Here is an 18,731-nt window from a genome sequence, read left to right on the forward strand (position 1 = left end):
CGCCCTCCGGCGGTCCCCCGCGGGTCAGGACCCGGGCTGGGACGGGCTCGCGGTGCCGGTGCCGCCGGTGCCGTCGCCGCCGGTGCCGTCGCCGCCGGTGCTGCCCGCCTGCGGTGCGCCGGTCGACGGCCCGTCGGCACCCGCGCCGCCGTCCGGTCCGGGGCCGGTCGCATCCGGGACGCCGTTCCCGGTGCCCGGGCCGGATCCCGTCCCCGTCCCCGGTGCGGTGCCGGGCGTGGACCCGGCCCCCGCGGTGGGCCCGGGCTCCGGCGCACCGCCGGTCCCGGCGTCGCCGTCGGAGGGCTGTCCCGCGCCGGACCCGTCGCCGGGGTCCGATGTGGTGCCCGCGCCGGGGGTGCCGGGCCCGGCCGGGCCCGTTCCGCCCGGCGGGGTGCCGGGCCTCCCCGGGGTCGTACCCCCGGCCGGGGCGCCGGGCGCTGCCGGGACCGTCCCGGAACCGCCGGGCGCGGGAGCGGCCGGACCGCCGGGTCGCACCGGGCCGCCCGGGGCCGGTGCAGCCGGGGCCGGCGGAGCCGCGGAGGACGTCGGGGCGCGGCCGGTACCCGGGGCCGGGCGCGGGCCCGCGGGATCGGCCCGCCGCTCCCCCGGGCCCGTGGTCGGGTCCGAGCGGGACCCGCGGCCGGTGTCCGGGCCGGGCCGGTACCGCTCCGGCGCGACGGCGCCCTCGCGCTCCCCCGCCCCGGAGGAGTCCTCGGACACCGGGGCGAGGGGCGCCGCGCCCCCCGGGAGGCCGGCGGTCACCCCGTCCGGGCGGGTCACCGCCGTCGGGTCGGTCGCGCCGGGCCAGCCCGCGCCGTCGCTCTGCTGCGAGACCAGCGCGACGGCGCCCGCGGCCGCACCGGCGGCCGCCAGCAGCGATCCGGCCAGCACCACGGCGGTGAGCCGTGGGATCGGGCGCGGCGTGACCGCGGGGACACCGTGCAGGGTCGGGTCGGGGCCGGTCGTGGGCGGCCGGGCGGACCCGCCGTCGGACCCCGGGGCGCCGCCGTCCGGCGCGGTCCGCCCGCTGTCCGGTGTGGTGAAACCGCCGGCCGGCACCGGGACCTCCGGCGTCGGGACGCCCGGGGGCACGCCGTCCGGCACGCCGGCCCCGGATCGCGGAGCACCCGGGTGCACCGCGTCCGGCTCCGCCGCCCGCTGGTCCGGGTCGGCGGGCTCCGGCACGGCAGCCGGGTGACCCGGGGCCGGGTCGGCGGACACCGGACGCGCGGTCACCGGGTCGGCGGTGTCCGGCACGACCGCGTCCGGCACGGCGGCGTCAGGCACGGCGGGGTCAGGCACGGCGGCGTCAGGCACGGCGGCGTCAGGCACGGCGGCGTCAGGCACGGCGGCGTCAGGCACGGCGGCGTCCGGCGTGGCGGACTCCGGTGCCCCGGTGGCCGGACGAGCCGCGGCCGGTCCTGCCGGAGCCGCGGACACCGGTTCGGCAGGGGCCGCGTCGCCGGGCACCGGGGCGCCGGGCACCGGCCGGTGCGTCCCTCCCGCCCCGAAGTCCTCGATGCTCGGAGGTCCGGGCTCGTCCGCGGGCGGCGCGACGGGTGGGGCCACCCCCAGGAACGGCGAGGTCGGCCGCAGCGGGGGCCGCGGAGGCGGCGGTCGGGACGGTCGGCGCGCCGGCCGCCCCACTCGGTCACCGGCGGCGGGGTCGGCGCCGGTGTCTGGACGCCTCACCGCCCCTGCGTCGTCCGCGACCTCACCATCGGTGTGGTCGGCGTCCCCCTGCCCCGACACGAGGCCCCCTCTCCGGATGGCGTGCGCGCGATTGTCGAGCCCCCGGACACCGCACTCCAGGCACCGCGGCGGACGTGCACCCGTCCGGGGGCAGGGACCGCACGGCCGGGTGACTGCGTCCGGACGGGTCCGCCGGCCTCGGACCGTCGGTGCGCCTCCTGCGACGCACGGTGATCGGTAAGGGTGGCCTTCGCCTCGGATGCTCGTCCGGGGCGCGCGATACCGCCGGTTACAGGTACGTTCGGTCACGATCCAGTGGGCCGTCCGGGTGAGTCCGGACTGCTCGTCGCAGTGAGGAGGGGAGGTCGGGTGTCCGTGGCCGACCGGCGAGTGACCGTCCCGCACCACGGTGCGGACCGGTCGACGACGACCGCCGACCCCCTGCGCGAGGCCCTGCGGTCCCGTCACGACCGCGCCGCGACCGACGTGCGCGCCGCGGGACGCAGCGGCGACATGCCCGCGCTGCTGGACGCGACCCGTCGCGTCCAGCAGGTCCTCACCACCGCCCGTCGCGACCTCGGCCCGGACGACGCCGACACGCTCGTCGCCGAGGGGAGCCTCGCCGTCGCGCTGCTGCTGGGCTACGACCACGCCGGCGGGCTGGAGATCGCCACCCGCAACCTCGCCTCCCGCGAGGCGCTGCTGGGCCCGGACCACCCGGCGTCGCTCGCGGCCGCCGACGCCCTGGCCGCGGCCCACCGGGTGACCGGCGACGCCGAGGAGGCGGTCCGCCGGCACGAGGACGTGATCACCCGGCGGGCGCGGGTGCTCGGCGGATCCCACCCCTGCACGATCGCGTCCCGGGCCGCGCTGGCGCTCGCCCGTGCCGAGACCGGCGACCTGCGCGGCGCGGCCGGCCTGCTCGCCGCGACGCTCGAGATCGCCGAGCGGGTGCTCGGCGCCGGGCACGCGGTGACCGACGACGTGCGGGAGCTGCTCACCGACTGCCGCGCCGCGGCCGACTCCGCGGGACACGCCACGGCACCCACCACCGCGACCACCGGGGAGCCCGGCGTGCGACCGGCCGCGGTGCCCGCCGCCGGTCCCGCCGTGCGGCCCGCCGGGGAACCCGCCGACGGGCCCGAGCCGCCCACGGGCGTCCTGCCGCGGATGCGCCCGCCGTCCGGGGAGCCCGAGCCCCCGACCGGCGTCCTCCCGCGGATGCGCCGTCCGCGGGAGGACGACGAGCCCACGACCGGGGTCCTCCCCCGGACCCCCGACCCGCGCGAGGAGACCCTCCCGCTGTTCTTCGACCGGCCCTCCGGCCCGCTGCCCGTGGTGCGCTGACCCGGCCCGGCGTCACGGACCCGCCGTCGGAGATTGACCATGGGGGCCGGTGTCGTCATGGTGGGCGGGGTCCGACACCGGTGTCGGCGACCAGGAGGTGGACCGGCCCGTGGGCAGGATGGACGACCGGACGGTGCTCGTCACCGGGGCCGGGCGCGGCATCGGCCGTGCCACCGCACTGCGGCTCGCCGGGGAGGGCGCCCGGGTCGCGGTGACCGACCTCGACGGTGACACCGCCGCCGCGACCGCCGCGGAGCTGGGCGGGGCCGGGACCGCGTACGCCCTCGACGTCGCCGACCCCGACGCCGTGCGCGACACCGTCGAGCGGGTCCGCGGCGACCTCGGCCGGATCGACGTGCTGATCAACAACGCCGGCTGGGACAAGGTCGGCGCGTTCGTCGACTCCGACCCGGCCGACTGGGACCGGATCGTGCGGATCAACCTGTTCGGGGTGCTGCACACCGCGCACGCCGTCGTCCCGCACCTGATCGCGCAGGGCTCCGGGACGGTGGTGAACCTCGCCTCCGAGGCGGGCCGCGTCGGGTCCAGCGGCGAGGCGGTCTACTCCGCCGCCAAGGGCGGGGTCATCGCGTTCACCAAGACCCTCGCCCGCGAGGTCGCCCGGCACGGTGTCAACGTCAACTGCGTGTGCCCCGGGCCCACCGACACGGCGCTGTTCGCCGACGTCGTCGAGGGGAACGACCGGCTGCGCGACGCCCTGGTGAAGGCGATCCCGTTCCGCCGCCTGGCCCGCCCCGAGGACGTCGCCGCCACCGTCGCCTTCCTCGCCTCCCCCGACGCCGACTACCTCACCGGGCAGACCGTCAGCGTCAGCGGCGGCCTGTCCATGCTCTGACCGCAGCCCCCGGGAGGACCCCCATGACCCTCGACCCGAGCACCTACACCCAGCTGCGGTTCGAGCGCCGCGACGACGGCGTCCTGCTCATCACCATCGACAACCCGGCGAAGTACAACGCCGCCGACGAGGTCCTGCACGGCGAGCTCGCGCGGGTCTGGCGGGACGTGTCGTCCGACGCCGCCACCCGGGTCGCGGTGATCACCGGGGCCGGGAGGGCGTTCTCCGCGGGCGGGGACCTCGGCATGGTCGAGCGGATGGCCGGCGACCACGAGCGCGTCGCACACATGCTCCGGGAGATGTCCGACCTGGTCTGGAACATCATCGACTGCGAGAAGCCGGTCGTGTCGGCGATCAACGGGGTCGCCGTCGGGGCCGGGGTGGTCGTCGCGCTGCTCGCCGACATCGCGATCGCCGCCGAGGACGCGAAGCTGGGCGACGGCCACGTGAGGCTCGGCGTCGCCGCCGGGGACCACGCCGCGATCATCTGGCCGCTGCTGGCCGGCATGGCGAAGGCCCGCTACTACCTGCTGACCGGCGAGATGGTCACCGGCGCCGAGGCCGAGCGGCTCGGGATGGTCGCCAAGGCGGTGCCGCGCGAGCAGGTCCTCGACGAGGCACTGCGGGTCGCGCACGCCCTGGGCACCGGCTCCCAGCAGGCCATCCGGCTCACCAAGCGGGCACTGAACTCGTGGCTGCGCAGCGCCGGACCGGCCTTCGAGCAGTCCGCCGCCTACGAGATGTTGACCTTCATGGGCCCCGACGTGGTGGAGGGCGCCGCCGCGCTGCGCGAGAAGCGTCCCCCGAACTTCCCCTCGGCACGGGGCTGACCCTGGGGCAGGGTGGGTGCACGCGCGTCCCACCACACGCCAGGAGCACCACCGTGACCCTCACCGGATCGCCCGCGGAGACACCGCCCACCGACCCGGCAGGCCGCCCGGCCGTGCACGCCCTGCACGACCGGCTCGCCGCCGCGGTCCGCCCCGCCGCCGTCGCCACCCGGGCGATCGACCGGCTCCGGATGGCGCACGACGCGTCGCACTTCGCCCGCACCCCGGCCGCGGTGGTGACGGCGTCGAGCGCCGCCGAGGTCGCCGCGCTGTTCCGCGCCGCGGGCGGGGTGCCGGTGACCTTCCGCTCCGGCGGGACGAGCCTGTCCGGCCAGGCCGTCACCGACGGCATCCTCGTCGACGTCCGCCGCCACTTCCGCGGCATCGAGATCGAGGGCGACGGCGCCCGGGTGCGGGTCGGGCCGGGCGCGACGGTGCGCTCGGTCAACACCCGCCTGGCCCGGTACGGCCGGATGCTCGGCCCGGACCCGGCCAGCGAGGTCGCCTGCACCCTCGGCGGGGTCGTCGCGAACAACTCCTCGGGCATGGCCTGCGGCACCGCCGCGAACAGCTACGCGCTGCTGGACTCCGTCGAGCTCGTCCTGCCCTCGGGCACCACCTTGGACACCGGTGCCCCCGGCGCCGACGACGAGCTGCGCGCCCGCGAGCCCCGGCTGTGGGCGGGTCTGGCGCGGCTGCGCGACCGGCTCCGCGGCGACGCGGCGCTGCGCACCGAGATCGAGCGTCAGTTCTCCCTGAAGAACACCATGGGCTACGGCCTGAACTCCTTCCTCGACCACCACGACCCGGTGCAGATCCTGGCCCGGCTGCTCGTCGGCTCGGAGGGGACGCTGGCGTTCCTCGCCTCGATCACCATGCGCACCGTTCCGGTGCTGGCCCACACCCGCACCGGGCTGCTGGTGTTCGACGACCTCGCCGCCGCCAACCGCGCGCTGCCCGGCCTGGTGGACTCCGGCGCCGCGACGATCGAGCTGCTGGACGCCACGTCGCTGCGGGTCGGACAGGGCGACACCGACGCCGACCCGCGGCTGCGGGCACTGACCGTCGACGAGCACGCCGCGTTCCTCGTGGAGTACCGCGGGCACACCGTCGAGGAGGTCACCCAGCTCGCCGGGGACGCCTCCGGGCTGATCTCCGGGCTGCCGCTGCGGGGCCCGCGGGAGCTGTCCGCGGACCCGGTCGCGAAGGCCGGGCTGTGGAAGCTGCGCAAGGCGCTCTACGCCAAGGTCGCGGGCGCCCGCCCGCCGGGCACCGCGGCGCTGCTGGAGGACGTCGCCGTCCCCGTCCCGGACCTGCTCGCGACCTGCGAGGGCCTCATCGCGCTGTTCGCGAAGCACGACTACGACCACGCCGTGATCTTCGGGCACGCCAAGGACGGCAACGTCCACTTCATGCTCACCGAGGACCTCGACGACTCGGGCACGGCGGGCGGCCGGGACCGCTTCGGCCGGTTCACCGACGACATGGTCGACCTCGTGCTGGCCCACGGCGGGACGCTCAAGGCCGAGCACGGCACCGGCCGGATGATGTCGCCGTTCGTCCGCCGCCAGTACGGCGACGAGCTCTACGAGGTCATGCAGGAGATCAAGCGGCTCTGCGACCCGCAGGGGATCCTCTCCCCCGGCGTCGTCCTCGACGACGACCCGACCGCGCACCTGGCCGGGCTCAAGTCCGCCCCGGCCGTCGAGTCCGAGGTGGACCGCTGCGTGGAGTGCGGGTTCTGCGAGCCGGTCTGCCCCAGCCGTGACCTGACCACCACCCCGCGGCAGCGGATCGTGCTGCGCCGCGAGATGGCCGCCGCCCGGGCCGCGGGAGACGAGGCCCTGCTCGCCGAGCTGGAGGCCGACTACGCCTACGACGGCGTCGACACCTGCGCCGTCGACGGCATGTGCGGCACCGCCTGCCCGGTCCTGATCAACACCGGCGACCTGGTGCGACGGCTGCGCGGCGAACGCGACCACGGCGCCGCGGGCGCGGGCTGGACCCTCGCGGCGAAGCACTGGGGCGCCACCACCCGGGCCGCCGGGATGGCCCTCACCCTCGCGCGGGCCGTACCCGGCGCCGCACCCGTCTCGGCCGCGCTGCGCCGCGTCGCCGACCCCGAGCAGGTCCCGCAGTGGAGCCCCGACCTGCCCCGCGGCGGCGGGAACCGGGTCCCCGGCGGGCTCGTGTCCACCGACGCCGACCTCGTCCTGTTCTCCTCCTGTACCGGCGCCATGTTCGGCTCGGCGGGCACCGGCGCGGGCGAGGCGTTCGCCCGGCTCTGCGCGCGGGCGGGCCTGCGGGCGAGCGCGCCCGCCGGCCTGGGGTCGCTGTGCTGCGGCACGCCGTGGAAGTCCAAGGGGCTCACCGACGGCGCCGCCGCGATGGCCGAGCGGGTCCTGCCCGCGCTGTGGACGACGACCCGCGCCGGGGCGGTCCCGGTGGTGTCCGACGCGTCGTCGTGCACCGAGGGGCTGCGGGTGATGGTCGCGTCCGGCCCCGAGCGCTACCGCGGCCTGCGGGTCCTCGACGCCGTCGAGTTCACCGCCGACCGGATCCTGCCCGCGCTCACCGTGTCCGCCCGGCTGGCCCGGCTCGTGCTGCACCCGACCTGCTCGGCCACCCAGCTCGGCCTGCTCGACCCGCTGCGGCGCCTGGCCGGGGCCGTCGCCGACGACGTCGTCGTCCCCGACTCGTGGAGCTGCTGCGGGTTCGCCGGGGACCGCGGGATGCTGCACCCGGAGCTGACCGCGGCGGCCACCGCACCGCAGGCCTGGGAGCTCGCCGGGGTCGACGCCGACGCCCACGCCTCCTGCAACCGGACCTGCGAGCTCGGCATGAGCCGCGCTACCGGGCGTGACTACGAGCACGTCCTGGAGGTGCTCGAACGGGTGACGAGATGAGCGATTTTCGTGATCCTGACGCCTCTTTTTCGGTCAAGCCCTTGTTTAGACCCCCCGGGACCGGGGATGAATGTCCGTGATGCGCGTTCCGTCGGGGGTGACGCGCACCCGGAAGGAGTCCGAGACCGTGACCGTGGTGACAGGTGGGGCCGCGGCGAACGCCGTGATGGCGGTCGTCCGGGTCGAGGCACCCGCGGGCGTCGAGGCGGACGTCGTGGAGGCCGAGCTGACCCGCGCCCTGTACACGCACCGCAAGCGTCCGATGACCGTCGAGCTGTCCCTGGCCGACGGCACCGGCCCCTGGCCGCGGCGCGGACCCGCCCGGTACGCCTTCGTCGCCGTGCTGACCATGTCCGGGTGCTCCGAGCCGGAGCGGCTCGCCGCCCGCATCGAGAAGACGGCCCGCAAGGCGATCCGGCGCCGTTTCGGCCGTCCGGCCACCGCCGAGGTCCGCACCGGGATCTCGGGCGCCGAGGCGGGCGCCTACTGGTTCAGCGTGCGGGGCACGCCGCACCGGCAGTTCTGACCCCGGCGGGGTCGCGGCGTGAGACGCGACACCGCTGTTTCCGTTCGGGCGCGTCCGTGCCGCATCCTGTGTGCCGCCGCCGGCCCGGGCGGGAGCCGACGAGACGGGGAACGACCACCGTGCTGACCATCCTCACCGCCGAGAACGGCGGTTGACCGCCGCCGCACCGCCTCCCGTCGTGGAGGCCGGCCCGAAGGGTCTCCGCACCGGAGCGCTGGGCCTGTGGGGCAACACCGTCATCGGGCTCGGCGCCACCGCGCCGGCCTACAGCCTGGCCGCGACGCTCGGCTACGTCGTCCTCGCCGTCGGTGAGAAGGCGCCCGCGATGTTCCTCGTCGCGTTCGTGCCGATGTTGTTCGTCGCCGTCGCCTACCGCGAGCTGAACCGCGCGGTGCCCGACTGCGGGACGACGTTCACCTGGGGCACCAAGGCCTTCGGGCCGTGGGTCGGGTGGATGGGCGGCTGGGGCGTCGCGGTGTCGGCGATCATCGTGCTGGCCAACGTCGCCGAGATCGCCGCCGTGTACACCCTGCGCGCGCTCGGGTTCGTCGCCGCCGCGGAGAACACGCTGGTCAAGGTCGGCGTCGGGGTGCTGTTCATCCTCGTCATGACCTGGGTCAGCCACCGCGGGATCGTGCTGTCCGAGCGGTTCCAGAACGCGCTGATCGTGTTCCAGATCGTGGTGCTCGCCGTCCTGGCCGCCGGGGCGCTGTGGCTCGTGTACTCCGGCGACGCCGGCCCGCAGGCCGTGCTGCCGAGCTGGAGCTGGTTCGACCCGACCGGGATCTCCGGCTCCGCCGCCGCGCAGGCGCTGATCCTCTGCATCTTCGTCTACTGGGGCTGGGACGCCTGTCTGGCCGTCGGCGAGGAGACCCGCGGCTCGACCAGCACCCCGGGCCGCGCCGCGCTGCTCGCCACCGTGATCCTGCTGGCGATCTACGTCGTCGTCGCGGTCGCGCTGCAGTCCTACGCAGGGTTCGGCGACACCGGGATCGGCCTGGCGAACCCCGAGCACTCCGAGGACGTGCTCACCCTGCTCGGCGCCCCGATGGGCGGCTCGGTGCTCACCGCGGTGCTGCTGCTGACCGTCGCGGTGTCGGCGGCGTCGTCGACCCAGACCACGATCCTGCCCACCGCGCGCGGCGCGCTGGCGATGGCCGTCTACGGGGCGGTCCCGCGCCGCTTCGGCAGCGTCCACCCCCGCTACGCGACGCCCGGGTTCGCCACCGTCGTCATGGGTCTGTCCGCGGTGGTGTTCTACCTGGTGCTGGGGCTGGTCAGCTCCGACGCGCTGCTCGACACCGTCGCCTCGCTGGGCCTGGCCGTGGCGTTCTACTACGGCATCACCGCCTTCGCCTGCGTCTGGTACTTCCGGCGCACCCTGCTCCGCTCGCCACGCGACCTGCTGCTGCGCGGTCTGCTGCCGCTGCTCGGCGGCGTGGTCATGGTGTGGGCGTTCGTGCAGAGCTCGGTCGACATGCTCGACCCGGCCTACGGCGAGACCTCCTTCGGTCCGGTCGGCGGGGTGTTCGTGATCGGCGTCGGCATGATCGCGCTCGGGGTGCCGCTGATGCTGGCCTGCGCGGTGCGGCTGCGGCCGTTCTTCCGCGGCGAGACCCTCGACGAGGACACCCCGGTGCTCGTCCCGGAGACGGGTGAGCCGCCCTACGGCGGTTCCTAGGAGGCCGCACGGGGTGCGGCGGCCCGGCCGGATGGACGATGATCGGGCCGGTGAACGCCCGCATCCTGCTCGTCGAGGACGACCGCACGATCGGTGACGTCCTGCGCGGCAGCCTGACCGGACACGGCTACGACGTCCGGTGGGAGCAGGCGGGCGGCCCGGCGCTCGCGGCGGCCGGGCACACCCCGTTCGACCTGGTCCTGCTCGACCTCGGACTGCCCGACCTCGACGGCGTCGAGGTGTGCCGTCGGCTGCGCACGCTGCGCCCCGACGCGGTGCTGGTCGTGCTGACCGCCCGGACCGCGGAGATGGACGTGGTGCTCGGCCTGGAGGCCGGCGCCGACGACTACCTGACCAAGCCGGTGCGCCTGGCCGAGCTGCTCGCCCGGATCCGGGCGCACCTGCGGCGCGCCGGCGGCGACCGCACCGAGGACGTGCTGGAGGTCGGGGACCTGCGCGTCGATACCGGGGCGCGCCGCGCCACCGTCGCCGGGCGGGAGCTGGTCCTGCGCACCCGCGAGTTCGACCTGCTCGCCCGGCTCGCGACCGACCCGGGCACCGCGCTGAGCCGCGAGGTGCTGATGACCGACGTGTGGGACGCGCACTGGTTCGGCTCCACCAAGACCCTCGACGTGCACGTGGCCGCGGTGCGCCGCCACCTCGCCGCGCACGACGGCCCCCGGGTCCCGCTGATCACCACCCTGCGCGGGCACGGGTACCGCCTGGAGCTGCCCGGGGGCCACCGGTGAGACGCCGCATCGTGCGCCTCACCCTCGTCGCGGTCGGGGTGACGCTGGTGCTGTTCGGGGTCCCGCTGGCCGCCGGGCTGGAGCGCTACACCGTCGCCCAGCAGCGCGAGTCGCTGCAGCGCATCGCGGACTTCGCCGCCCGCTCGGTCTACGACGACGTCGTCCACGACCGGGTCCCGGCCCGGCTGCCCGACGGCCGCGACGACGACACCGCCGTCGCGCTCTACGACTCCGACGGCGACCGCACCACCGGCGACGGCCCGCCGGAGGGCGACGAGGGCGTCGACCGGGTCCTGGACCGGGGTCTGTCGTCGTCCCCGCCGGGGCAGCTCGTCGCGGTGTCCCCGGTGACCGACGGCGACGACGTCGTCGGGGTGGTGCGCGCGGCGCGCCCGACCTCGGCGGTGTGGTCCTCGCTCGTACCGCTCTACCTCGGCATGGTCGCGCTGGCCGGGCTGGTGCTGGTCGCGGTGTGGGCCCTCGCGATGCGCCTGGCCGCGCACCTGTCGGCGCCGCTGGAGTCGATGGCCCGCGACGCGGCCCGGCTCGGCGAGGGCGACTTCGGGGTCCGTCCCGCGCCCACCGGTATCGGGGAGCTCGACCGCGTCGGGTCCGCGCTCGGCCACACCGCGGGCCGCCTCGACGACCTGCTGGCCCGCGAGCGGGCGTTCTCCGCGGAGGCCTCGCACCAGCTGCGGACGCCGCTGGCCGGGCTGCGGCTGCGGCTGGAGTCCGCGCTCGACGACCCGTCGCTGCTGCGGCCCGCGACCGTGGAGGACGGGCTGGCCTCGGTCGACCGGCTGGAGCGCACCATCGACGAGCTGCTGCTGCTCGCCCGCGAACGCAGCCGTGACGCCGTTCCGGTCGACCTCGCCCGGCTCTTCGACGAGGCGCAGGCCGAGTGGGGCGACCGGCTGTCCCGCGCCGGGCGGTCGTTCTCGGTGTCCCGCGACGGCGCCCTGCCCGACCCGCCCGCCTCCGCCGCGGCGGTCCGCCAGATCGTCGCCGCGCTGCTCGACAACGCCGTCCAGCACGGGGCCGGTGCGGTCGCGCTGACCGCGCGGGAGGCCGGGCCGGACGCCGTGGCCGTCGACGTCGCCGACGAGGGGCCCGGGGTGGCCGAGGAGGACCTGTCGGGCAGCGACGGCCGGCGCGGCCTCGGGGTCGCCCTCGCCCGGCGGCTCGCCGAGGCCGAGGGCGGACGGCTCACCGCCCGCCGGTCGCCGTCGGTGGTCACCCTGCTGCTGCCGCTGGAACCGGTCCGGGACGGCCGATCGCTTACCTCCTCCTAACCTCCACCTCATCCCCCGTGGCACACGGGCTCCCTACCGTCGGTACCGGACATGATCGACGACGGTCGGCACCGGGAGGCCCGCATGACCACGACGCCCGACCAGCGGATCCGCGACGCCCTCACCGCCGACCCGGTCCTGCGGACCCTCGGGTTCGACCACCGTTCCGTCGGGTCCGCGCCCCCGCCCGCGGGACCGGGCATCGTGCTGGGCTGGTCCGGGCAGTGGGCGGCGTCGGGTTCGGCGGCGCTCGGCACGGTGGTCGTCGACGTCGTCGGCGTCGACGGACGCACCCGCACGGCGGTGCTGGCCCGGATCGAGGGCGTGCTGTCCGGGCTGCGCGACGGCCCCGTGCGACGGGTCGGGGCCGGGTCCCCCGCGGACGGTGTCACCGTGCTCGCCGGCACCGGCGAACCCGCCGGCCGGACCGCGGCCGGCGCGACCGTCGGGTAGCGACCGGTCACCGCCCCCATCCGGTGACGGGCCCGGCGGAACGGACACGACGGCGTATCCGCCCAGGTGGGGGGCCGTCACGGCGATCTTGACCTCGCGTACGGTGCGGCCCATGGCTTCCGACACGAGCAGGCCCACGGACGGCAGCACGGCGACCGGCACCCCGGAGACCGACGACGCGGCCGGCTCCGTCGCGACGGACCGGGCGACCGCCGACGGCCCCGCCACGACCGCCACCGACACCGCCGACGGCGCGGCCACCGGCACGACGGCCACCGGCTCCACCACGGCGGGCTCCACCGCCACCGACGGCACCGCGACCGGCTCCACCGCGGCCGCGGGCGCGGCCACCGACGACGCCGGCACCGGCCGCGCCGCCCGTGTGCGCACCGCGGCCGCCACCCCCGCCGGGACCCCGGCCGACACCGCCTCCGGCGGCGGCCTCGCCGGGGCGGGCGCCGTCGTCGCCGCGGGACTCGGTCTCGCCTCGCTGACCGGCACCTCGGTGGGCGACATGCTGCGCGAGCGCGAGTCGCTCGTCGGGCAGATCCAGGCCGCGACCGGCAGCCCGGGCGACACCATCGAGTCCTTCTACGGCGCGCCCTGGGACGTCGCCGCGGTGGTCAACGGCGTCGTCGCGCTGGTCGCGGTCCTCGTCGGGCTCGTCCTGGTCCTCGGCCCCGCCGCCCGGCCCGCCGCGGGCGCCTGGGTCCGGCCGGTCGCCCTCGGCGGCCTGGTGCTCGGCGTCCTGGGGCTGCTGGTGTCCGGCGGCATGTACCTCGACCTGTTCGCCTCGACGCCGGTGCTGCCGCAGATGCCGGGCATCCCGGGCCTGGGCTGACCCGCCCCGGTCGGTGGCCCGCGCCGGTCCCCGGACCCACGCGGCACCGACCGGGTCACCCCGTTCACCCGCTCGATCGCTTCCGCTTCCGGTCGCCGCGGTCCCGTCCCTAGGTTCGGCGCAGGTCACCGCCCGGTGGCCCGTCGCACCCGCCGACCGCGGGCGACCGGGAGGAACGCCGTGCCGCTTCGGTCCCCGTTCGCGACGGTGCTCGCCGCCGTGGTCCTGCTGCTGGTCACCGGCGGTGTGGCCGCGGCCGGGCCGGCGGCGACGCCCGAACAGCGTGCGGCCACCGCGGTCGAGGTCGCACTGCGCCAGATCGGGCTGCCGTTCGTGTGGGGCGGCAACGGGCCGGAGAACGGCGACCGCGGCTTCGACTGCTCCGGGCTGACCGCCTTCGCCTACGGCAAGGCCGGGGTCGTCCTGCCACGGACCGCGCACGCCCAGTACCGCCGCGGCCCGCGGGTCCCCGCCGGCTCCCCGCTGCGCCCGGGTGACCTGGTCTTCTACGGCACCGTCGACAAGGTCCACCACGTCGGACTGTTCGTCGGGCAGGACCGGATGGTGAGCGCTCCGACGTTCGGGCTGCCGGTGCAGACCTCCTGGTACCGGTGGCGCGGCGACGGCTACCTCGGCGCGACGCGACCGGCGCAGGCCACCGACGGCGTCGGGGACCCGGCGGTCCGGGAGACGCCGGACCCGTCGATCCCGGACGAGCCCTGGTTCGACGCCCCCGCCGCACCGCCGCTGCCCGCGTCACCGACGGCCCCGCGGCAGACCCCGGCGCCCCGCTGACTCCGCCGGTGGCACCGGCGGCGTGGACCGGCGACGCCGGCACCCGCCCGGTCAGGACGCGTCGGCCACCGGGGTGTCGACCGCGACCACGGTGAGACCGAGGCAGGGCACCAGCCTCAGCGCCCGGGCCGCAGGCGCCGCCGGGTCCAGTACCACCACGACCGCGGTCCCGTGGGCACGGGCGCGGTCGGCGGCCGCGCGCAGGATCGTGACCCCGCGCAGCCCGAGGAATCGGACGGCGTTGAGGTCGAGGACGACCCGGCCACCCGCCGCGAGGTCGACGGCGGCGAGCACCCGCACCTCGACCGCGGGTCCGGTGGCGAGGTCGAGGTCGCCGGACACACCGATGACGACGGTCGCGGCGGGACCGCACCCGACCTCGACCTGCGGGTCGGCGGGAGCGGGGTCGGACTCGGGGACGAGGAGGAGACGACGGGATGGCGTGGGCGCGGTCATGGGTCCGCCAGGAGGGAGGGGGGCCGGTCCCGGTTGCGGGGACGGTCGGCCCGTGGTGCCGTCGGGGCACGGTGCTGTACCGGACGACCGAACGGCGACGGCTCCGAGGAGGCGTCGCCCGAGGATGCGTCGAGCTGGACCGGGATCGTCACGGTCGACGGGCCCGGCCCGTCACCGTAGCCGTCGCCGACACCGGGTGTCCAGGGTGCGGTCCGCTCCCCCGGCGGGCCGGCGCCCCGGCGGGGATACTCACGACGATGCCGACCGCACCGGAGATCCCCCGGGCCGCCGGGACCCGACCGCCCGCCGGAGCCCGGTGACCGGGCCCGTCGTCGCCCGCCTCTGGCGTCCCGTCCTGCTCGTGGCGCTGGTGGGTGTCGCGGTCGGCGTCGCGGTCGCCGTCGGGGTGCCCTCGGTGGAGCAGCTCCGCGACGGCCTGGCCGGGACCGGATGGGCGGGACCGCTGCTGTGGGCGGCGCTGTACGCCGGGCTGTCGCTCACCCCGGTGCCGGTCAGCCTGCTCGCCGTGCTCGGTGGGGTGCTGTTCGGGTTCGGCGAGGGGCTGCCCGCCACGCTCGCCGGGAAGTTCGTCGGCGCGGCGGTCGGGTTCGCCCTGGCGCGGCGGCTGGGCCGGGACACGGTGCTGCGGCTGGTGGACCGCTCGGGCCGGGGTGCGGAGCGGATGGCGGTGGTCGACGACGTGGTGCGCCGTCGCGGCCTCCTGGCCGTGGTGGGGGTCCGGCTCGCGCCGGTCCTGCCGTACTCGGTGCTGAACCTGCTGTGGGGGCTGACCGCGGTCCGGTTCCGGCACTACCTCCTCGGCACCGTCCTGGGGGTCACCCCGGGTACGACGGCGCTGGTCGCGGTCGGCGCGTTCGGCACCGACCCCGGGTCGCTGCCGTTCCTGGTGTCGGTGGCCGGGCTCGCGGTCGTCGTGCTGACCGGGGTCGTCCTCGCCCGGCGCCGGCCGGTCCGTTCGCGCGCCGACCCGCCCGCGGACGGCTGAGGGCTCAGCCGGGCCCGACCGTCGCGGCGACGGCGCGGTGGTCACCGACGTCGAGATGCAGCACGGCCGGGTCCCGCCCGGTCAGGCGGCCGAGCGCGATCAGGTGGTCGAGCTGGGCGCGCGGCGTCGCCGCCGGGAACGTCCGCCCGTCGACGAGCCGCCGGCCGCCGGTCACCGTCGCGGGGAGCGAGCCGGGCAGGTTCAGGTCCCCGGCGACGACCACCGGCCCGGGCAGCCGTGCCGTCCAGCGCCGCAGCGCCCGGAGCTGGCGGACCGCCGTCGGCGGGGCGAACGACAGATGGGTCGCCACCACCGTGAGCGTCCCCAGCTCCGCGGCGACGGCGACGCGCGGCTCGTCGGGGAACCAGGCGAGCCGGGTCCCCCCGCCGGGGGCGGGCACCGGCACCGGCAGCCGGGCCCGGCCGGCCTCGAACCCCAGCACGTGCCAGCGGCGCACCGGGAGCCGGGAGAACAGCGCGACGCCGTAGCGCGGCCCGGGCGCGGGGTCGCCGGGACCGCGCAGGACCGGGGGGTCGAGCGGGGTCCACGACGGCAGCGGGTCCGGACGCGGCTCGCCGTGCATGGTCGCGGCGCAGCGCCAGTCCACGGCACCGAGCCCGGCCGCGAGCAGCGACGGCTGGTCGTCGCCCGCCGAGCGGGACTGGCCGGTGTCGACCTCCTGCACCGCGACGACGTCGGCGCCCACCCCGGCGACGGCCGCCCCGAGCGCGGGGCCGGTCAGGTACCGCCCGTCCGCCCCACGTCCGGAGGCGAGGTTCAGCGACGCGACCCGCACGGCCGCGGTCAGCGGGTCGCGGCGTGGCGTCCGCGGGCCCCGCGCAGCGCCGGGACGCCGGCGAGCAGCCCGCGCTGCGGGATCCCGTCGACCGGTTCGGCGGCCGCCCCCAGCTCGGCGAGCACGTCGTTCGCGGCGAGCACCCCCGACATCGACGAGCGCTCCATCAGCCCGGCGAGGTAGGGCGTCTCCACGAAGTCACCGGCCACCCGCAGGCCGCGCGCGTCGGTCCGCACCCCCGGCCGGGTGCCCGCCGTCCCGGGCGGGAACGCGGGCGCGGTGGCCTCCAGCCGGTCGCACCGGTCGAGGACGGTCGCGTCCGCGGTCTCGGGCCACAGCACGGCCAGCTCGGCGCGCAGCGCGGCCGCGGCGGACGCCGCGTCGGGCTCGGCGCAGGAGTAGGAGTGCAGCTCCACCACCGACCCGCCGGTCCCGGCGGCCCACCGGGCCGAGGGCTCCTCCAGCCGGGAGTAGACGGTGACCGAGTCCAGGGTCGGCTGCCCGCTGACGGCGCTGAACACCGCCCGTCCCGGGTCGACGTCGCGGTCCAGCCACAGCCTGCTGACCGCGAACGGGGGCGCGACGCGCAGCGCCGCACACTGCGCGTGCAGCCGCGGCGCCGTCGTCGCCAGCCCGGGTGAGCCGGTGACCACCGCGCGCAGCGCACCCGGGTCGAGGGCGAGCACGAGGTGCCGGGTGGTGGTCGCCCCGGGGCCCTCGACCCGCCAGCCTGCGCCGTCGGGGTGCACCGCGGTGACCCGCGCCCCGGTGCGGACCTGCGCCCCGAGGGAGGTCAGGTGGCGCCACAGCGGCTGCCACACGGCGGTGGCGTGGTCGGTGCACGGGGCGTCGAAGGCGATGCCCTCGGGGTTGCCGAGGAAGTAGTAGTGGAACATCGCGACGAGCTCGGCGGCGGACAGGTCGCCCTGGTTGCAGAAGAACGACCGGGCGAACGCCTCGAACAGCATGCTGCGGGTGCGCTCGGTCATCCCGAGCCGGTCGAGGAACGACGCGGCGTCGACGCCGTCGAGCTCGGTCGTGGTGGTGGCCCGGTCGTAGGCCAGCAGGGCGCGTCCGGCCTCGGGGTCGGCGGAGGTGAGCTCGCGGCGCGACAGGCTCCTGCTGCGCAGCGCCAGCGCGAGCAGGTTGAACGGCGGGGCGGCGGGCAGTCCCGACAGGTCCTCGTCGGGCCACCGCGCGGAGATCACCGGGTAGTTCCCGACCGGGCGCAGGAACGACAGCTGCGGGTCGGCGCGGCGCAGGATCGACCGCCAGGTGTAGTACTGCCGGAAGAAGGCGTGGAAGCCGTGCTCGACCTGCGCGACGGTGCCGTCGGAGAGGGTGTGCGGCCAGGCCCCGAGCCGTCCGCCGAGGTGGTCGGCCGCCTCGAGCAGGGTGACCCGCACCCCGCGTTCGGCCAGCACCACCGCCGCGGACACCCCGGCGATCCCGCCCCCGACGACGACCGCCTCCGACCCGGCGGGCACCTCACGCGGCAGCAGCGGGTCGGGGGTCACCAGCCGTCGTCGGCGCATGCGCAGCGGTGCGGCGCGGTGCCGCAGCGGGTCGGTCACAGGGTCCCTCCGGGACGGACGTGCGGACCGTGTCCGCCGGGGTGGCGGGCAGCGGAGTCGTGGGCACCGCGGTGGCGGGTCCCGGGGCGGTGGGCGGCGCGGTCGCGACGCAGGACGAGCGCGTACGGGACCGCGACCAGCCCCATCAGCACCCCGCCGGCCAGGGCCGAGCCGGGCAGGCCGAAGAACACCAGGTGGGCGAGCACCGAGGAGGCGTAGACCCACAGGTACAGCGCGGCCGCGGGCCCCGAGCGCCGGGGGCCGCCGGGCAGCGCACGGTGCAGGGTCCCGACGATCAGCAGCGAGACGACCAGCCAGCCGGCGTAGTTGGTCAGCGGGATGCCGGGCACCAGCGGGAGACCCGGGTCGGGGCGCGCCCACACCCAGTGGCCCGCGTCGACCATCTGCGGGTCGAGGAACACGTCCCAGGCGGCCAGGGCGAACGCACCGACGGCGACGGTCCCCGCCCCGCGCCGGGCCAGCGCCCTGCCCACGACCAGCGCGGGCCACGCCATCATCGCCCAGGCCATCGGCACGACCAGCGGGACACCGGCCACCTCGGCGCCGAGGGTCCCGGTGTAGGCGTAGGCGCCGAACGGCCACCCCGTGGCCAGCCCGACGGACTCCGCGACCAGTCCCCCGCCGCCCGCGACGCCGAGCAGCACCAGCCCGCCCCGGGTGCCGTGCACCCGGACGACGTCGGCGACCGCGGCCAGGAAGAACACCGCCACGCTCAGCACCGTCACCGACGTCCGCAGCGGGGCGGGGGTGAGCGGGTAGAGGATCTGGACGGTCACCGCTCCGGCGACCAGCACCCAGGCGGGCAGGGTCGTGCGCAGTGCCCGGGGGGCAGCGGCCAACGCCACGCGGGAACCTCCACACGGTCCGGTCGGGGGTGGTCCCACGGTGCCACCACCCGGGCACACCCGCG

General features: G+C 77.1%; 17 protein-coding genes. 12 read left to right on the top strand and 5 right to left on the bottom strand.

Annotated elements, in window-relative coordinates; genetic code table 11:
- Nucleotides 1-24 precede the first annotated feature (24 nt).
- Nucleotides 25-1,287 carry a hypothetical protein gene (locus tag ND486_RS12340; RefSeq protein ID WP_251784460.1) on the bottom strand — a complete coding sequence of 421 codons (1,263 nt, stop codon included), beginning with the start codon at nucleotides 1,285-1,287 and terminating at the stop codon, nucleotides 25-27.
- Between the two features lie 780 nt (nucleotides 1,288-2,067).
- On the opposite strand from ND486_RS12340, the gene ND486_RS12345 reads away from it, so the two are divergent.
- The 11 genes from ND486_RS12345 (at nucleotide 2,068) to ND486_RS29720 (ending at nucleotide 13,968) form a co-directional block, all read left to right on the top strand.
- Nucleotides 2,068-3,039 carry a tetratricopeptide repeat protein gene (locus ND486_RS12345; RefSeq protein WP_251784461.1) on the top strand — a complete coding sequence of 324 codons (972 nt, stop codon included), beginning with the start codon at nucleotides 2,068-2,070 and terminating at the stop codon, nucleotides 3,037-3,039.
- A 118-nt stretch (nucleotides 3,040-3,157) separates the two neighbouring features.
- Nucleotides 3,158-3,895, top strand: coding sequence for an SDR family NAD(P)-dependent oxidoreductase (locus ND486_RS12350; protein WP_100880943.1), 738 nt, complete (start codon nucleotides 3,158-3,160; stop codon nucleotides 3,893-3,895).
- Nucleotides 3,896-3,918: 23 nt separating this feature from the next.
- The gene (locus tag ND486_RS12355) at nucleotides 3,919-4,725 is read left to right on the top strand and encodes an enoyl-CoA hydratase/isomerase family protein (protein ID WP_251784462.1); all 807 of its coding nucleotides are present in this window, start codon (nucleotides 3,919-3,921) and stop codon (nucleotides 4,723-4,725) included.
- 53 nt (nucleotides 4,726-4,778) lie between these two features.
- Nucleotides 4,779-7,631 (top strand): FAD-binding and (Fe-S)-binding domain-containing protein, encoded by a 2,853-nt coding sequence (locus ND486_RS12360; protein WP_251784463.1) that lies wholly within the window; start codon nucleotides 4,779-4,781, stop codon nucleotides 7,629-7,631.
- 127 nt (nucleotides 7,632-7,758) lie between these two features.
- Nucleotides 7,759-8,157, top strand: coding sequence for a hypothetical protein (locus tag ND486_RS12365; RefSeq protein ID WP_208824489.1), 399 nt, complete (start codon nucleotides 7,759-7,761; stop codon nucleotides 8,155-8,157).
- A gap of 178 nt (nucleotides 8,158-8,335) precedes the next feature.
- Complete coding sequence (locus tag ND486_RS12370; protein WP_251784464.1) at nucleotides 8,336-9,838, top strand: APC family permease; 1,503 nt, start codon at nucleotides 8,336-8,338, stop codon at nucleotides 9,836-9,838.
- A gap of 50 nt (nucleotides 9,839-9,888) precedes the next feature.
- On the top strand, nucleotides 9,889-10,587 hold the full coding sequence (locus ND486_RS12375) for a response regulator transcription factor (RefSeq protein WP_374231404.1): 699 nt from the start codon (nucleotides 9,889-9,891) through the stop codon (nucleotides 10,585-10,587).
- Complete coding sequence (locus ND486_RS12380; RefSeq protein WP_251784465.1) at nucleotides 10,584-11,879, top strand: HAMP domain-containing sensor histidine kinase; 1,296 nt, start codon at nucleotides 10,584-10,586, stop codon at nucleotides 11,877-11,879. Before ND486_RS12375 ends, ND486_RS12380 begins: the two co-directional genes overlap by 4 nt.
- Before the next feature lie 84 nt (nucleotides 11,880-11,963).
- Nucleotides 11,964-12,332 carry a hypothetical protein gene (locus ND486_RS12385; RefSeq protein WP_251784466.1) on the top strand — a complete coding sequence of 123 codons (369 nt, stop codon included), beginning with the start codon at nucleotides 11,964-11,966 and terminating at the stop codon, nucleotides 12,330-12,332.
- A 112-nt stretch (nucleotides 12,333-12,444) separates the two neighbouring features.
- Nucleotides 12,445-13,173 carry a hypothetical protein gene (locus ND486_RS12390; RefSeq protein WP_251784467.1) on the top strand — a complete coding sequence of 243 codons (729 nt, stop codon included), beginning with the start codon at nucleotides 12,445-12,447 and terminating at the stop codon, nucleotides 13,171-13,173.
- Nucleotides 13,174-13,353: 180 nt separating this feature from the next.
- Nucleotides 13,354-13,968 (top strand): C40 family peptidase, encoded by a 615-nt coding sequence (locus ND486_RS29720; RefSeq protein WP_308215840.1) that lies wholly within the window; start codon nucleotides 13,354-13,356, stop codon nucleotides 13,966-13,968.
- A gap of 51 nt (nucleotides 13,969-14,019) precedes the next feature.
- Here the strand turns inward: ND486_RS29720 and ND486_RS12400 are convergent, their stop codons facing one another.
- Complete coding sequence (locus ND486_RS12400; RefSeq protein ID WP_251784468.1) at nucleotides 14,020-14,424, bottom strand: STAS domain-containing protein; 405 nt, start codon at nucleotides 14,422-14,424, stop codon at nucleotides 14,020-14,022.
- A gap of 316 nt (nucleotides 14,425-14,740) precedes the next feature.
- Here ND486_RS12400 and ND486_RS12405 point away from each other — a divergent pair, with 316 nt between their 5' ends.
- Complete coding sequence (locus tag ND486_RS12405) at nucleotides 14,741-15,430, top strand: TVP38/TMEM64 family protein (protein ID WP_251784469.1); 690 nt, start codon at nucleotides 14,741-14,743, stop codon at nucleotides 15,428-15,430.
- A 4-nt stretch (nucleotides 15,431-15,434) separates the two neighbouring features.
- Here ND486_RS12405 and ND486_RS12410 read toward each other — a convergent pair whose 3' ends face one another.
- The 3 genes from ND486_RS12410 to ND486_RS12420 are packed head-to-tail and all read right to left on the bottom strand — an operon-like array spanning nucleotide 15,435 to nucleotide 18,666.
- Nucleotides 15,435-16,226 carry an endonuclease/exonuclease/phosphatase family protein gene (locus ND486_RS12410; RefSeq protein WP_251784470.1) on the bottom strand — a complete coding sequence of 264 codons (792 nt, stop codon included), beginning with the start codon at nucleotides 16,224-16,226 and terminating at the stop codon, nucleotides 15,435-15,437.
- Nucleotides 16,227-16,234: 8 nt separating this feature from the next.
- Nucleotides 16,235-17,800, bottom strand: a complete 1,566-nt coding sequence (locus ND486_RS12415; protein WP_308215841.1) for an FAD-dependent oxidoreductase — start codon at nucleotides 17,798-17,800, stop codon at nucleotides 16,235-16,237.
- Nucleotides 17,797-18,666 carry a carotenoid biosynthesis protein gene (locus ND486_RS12420; RefSeq protein WP_251784471.1) on the bottom strand — a complete coding sequence of 290 codons (870 nt, stop codon included), beginning with the start codon at nucleotides 18,664-18,666 and terminating at the stop codon, nucleotides 17,797-17,799. The genes ND486_RS12415 and ND486_RS12420 overlap by 4 nt, the downstream gene beginning before the upstream one ends.
- Between the last annotated feature and the right edge of the window lie 65 nt (nucleotides 18,667-18,731).

The sequence above is a fragment of the Pseudonocardia sp. DR1-2 genome (assembly GCF_023717215.1).
Classification (GTDB): domain Bacteria; phylum Actinomycetota; class Actinomycetes; order Mycobacteriales; family Pseudonocardiaceae; genus Pseudonocardia; species Pseudonocardia alni.